Source organism: Nostoc sp. UIC 10630, assembly GCF_010747425.1.
In the GTDB taxonomy this organism is placed as follows: domain Bacteria; phylum Cyanobacteriota; class Cyanobacteriia; order Cyanobacteriales; family Nostocaceae; genus Nostoc.
Genome location: NZ_JAAGOG010000392.1, coordinates 1 through 2,541 on the forward strand (window position 1 = coordinate 1; position 2,541 = coordinate 2,541).

Genomic DNA, 2,541 nt, shown 5'->3' on the forward strand with positions numbered 1-2,541 from the left:
CCCCCATCCCCCTCATCTCCTCCCCCATCCTCTTGGTGGACACCAACAAAAATCTTCCTAGTGGCGGCGGTGGTAGGTGGTAGTGTTGGATTAATTTGGTGGGGAGTGAATAGCAGCCGCAACGATATCGGGGAAGTTCAACCAACTCCCACAGCCAGCCCGACTCCAACCAGTAACCAACCAACCGATCCTTTAGCGCAATATTCACCAGCAGAACGGCAGCGTAAAGAAAAATTAAACGATCGCCGTCAACAGTTGGGGATTAACTCTAACTTCTATGTGAACTTGGTGAATCAAGTTTTTTGGGACAGAAACCCCAGTTTAAAAGGGCGCACTCTCAGCAACGGCTCCGAAGATGAAGGTTTGCGCGCAGAATGGGATAAAACAGCGTCAGAATTGCTGGAAAAACTAGCACCACTGAGTTCCAATACCCGCCGACAACTGGGAACTTATACAAGCGCTGAACGCGATCGCTGGAAAGTGGAAGTCAACAAAATCAACGTTGGTAGTCGTTCTTTGTATGATTTGGGAGACGCTGCATTTTTAAGTGTATTCCCTGAACAGCGTGGTAAAGATTTCCGAGATCAGCCCATTGGACAAGTTTGGTACGGTTTTGTTAGCGATAAACTCAGTGCGATCCTTTCCGGTAGCGCTTTCCAGAAACTTGTCTTTGATCCGGGCGCTACTGGCAAAACAGTCAGTGGTAATCTTCAACCTGGTAGTGGCAAAGTATTTATTGCTGGACTTGCTAAAAATCAATCTCTGGAATTGAAACTACAAGCAAATTCCCAAGTTTTGTTATCAGTCTATTCACCCTCTGGCAAAATCCAATTCTTAGAAGATTCTACCAAGCGTAGTTTATCAACTAAATTACCAGAAAACGGATTTTACGAGTTTGTCGTGGTTTCCACAGCATCGAAACCAGTAGACTATGAACTCACCGTTACAGCAGAAAATCCCACTCCTCCCCCATCGCCAACACCTACACCAACCTCTACACCCACGGAAACATCCACGCCTGAACCAACACCAACACCAACTCCCACAGAAACCCCCACACCTGAACCGACACCTACGCCTAGTGCTGAGGTGACTCCCCAGAAGAATTAAAAATATCGAGGAAACCCAAGTAAGGTGACAATTAACACTATTCTGCTATAAGACTTATATTTGATTGCGCTTCTTTCCTATTGCCTATTGCCTATTGCCTATTCAATACTTTTCGGTTGAGGGGGAAAGGGGAAAGAGAAAGGGTTTGAATTTCCCTTTCCCCATTGCCCTTTAACCTTTCCCCAGACCAAAAGAGAAATTATTGGGTTTAAACGAAAAGTATTGCTTGCCTCTTGCCTCTTGCCTTCCCACGCAAGTAAATATGGCTACGCTACGCTGTGCGAACAAAAATCAAAGCGGATTCTTATAGATCAGATTTTTGGTTTTTTTGCGCGTAGTGCGGCTAAACCCCAAATTGTACGCTATCAAATATGACTAAGAAATCAATGCCAAACTGCTTATTAATAGCTGGAAGACTACATACTTTAGCACCACTAGCTAAATATATTTTTAGAATATTAGGAATCTCAAGGTTAGATGGATCTAGATGTGATTCAGAAACTTCTAAGAAAGATTGTGAATTGGGATAAACCAAAATATTTGGATGCATAAGTGCATTTTGTTGAAAATAATTGTAAGCACAGCAAGCTACTAAAGGATCTTGTGTTGGTAATGATACACAACCAAGAAGATATTTACTTTTGGTAAAAGATAAATAATTATTAACTCCTTGCCAAAGCAATACAAATGTTTTAAGACTACGATATTTCTTTACTATGCATACACGTCCAAGTTCCACACTTAATTGAAGCACTGAATCGGTAATTACATTAATATTAAAGTACTTAGCAGAGTAAAAACCTAAGTTTTTAGATGCTATATTATAAGTTTGTAGTCGACAACTTCCAACTATTTGATTGGTTTGTTTGCAAATAATGATTAAATGATCAAAAACTGCATCAAAGTCGTCTTGATCCATCTGAGTCAAGTGAGAAATAGAGTATCCTACCCCTAGTTCAATATTAAAAACTTGAAAGCGCAACCTGAAAATTGATTCTAATTCGTCTTTGTTTGAAGCAAGCTTTAGGATATAGTTTTCAGTTTCGATTTCGGGTAAATATTTGAAGTAATCAGATGAAGAAGTAAGTTCGGATGCAGAACTAATGTTTATCATTGGATTTCGATAAGTGTAGATATTCAATATTGTGTCAGTGAAAGCGCAAATACTTAGAAATAATGCCTGACAAATCTTAGATTAGTGAATATTCTGATGTTGAATAGACATTCGATTTCTACTAGCTATGCTATGAAAAATCTCTACAAAACTAATACCTGAGATGCTATTTAATATTGTTAAATCTGTCTGTCAGAAATGGGGTTTACCCAATTAAATCGTTTTCAACTACTATAACTAAGCAGTAGAAACTAAAAATCTCAGAGTAAATAAACCACACTTAATGTGACCAGATTTCTCAATGGATGATGCTAATA

At 39.4% G+C, this 2,541-nt stretch carries 1 protein-coding gene and 1 pseudogene; one reads left to right on the top strand and one right to left on the bottom strand.

Going from position 1 to position 2,541, the window contains the following annotated elements:
- Positions 1-1,110 (top strand): annotated as a pseudogene (locus G1O98_RS37775) (serine/threonine protein kinase); the annotation flags it as partial.
- A gap of 343 nt (positions 1,111-1,453) precedes the next feature.
- Here G1O98_RS37775 and G1O98_RS37780 read toward each other — a convergent pair.
- Positions 1,454-2,224 (bottom strand): GNAT family N-acyltransferase, encoded by a 771-nt coding sequence (locus G1O98_RS37780; RefSeq protein ID WP_163939522.1) that lies wholly within the window; start codon positions 2,222-2,224, stop codon positions 1,454-1,456.
- Positions 2,225-2,541: the final 317 nt, after the last annotated feature.

Bases quoted from the DNA above. Each gene is read 5' to 3' on its own strand.
- G1O98_RS37780 (WP_163939522.1), bottom strand. From the start codon at position 2,224: ATGATAAACATTAGTTCTGCATCCGAACTTACTTCTTCATCTGATTAC.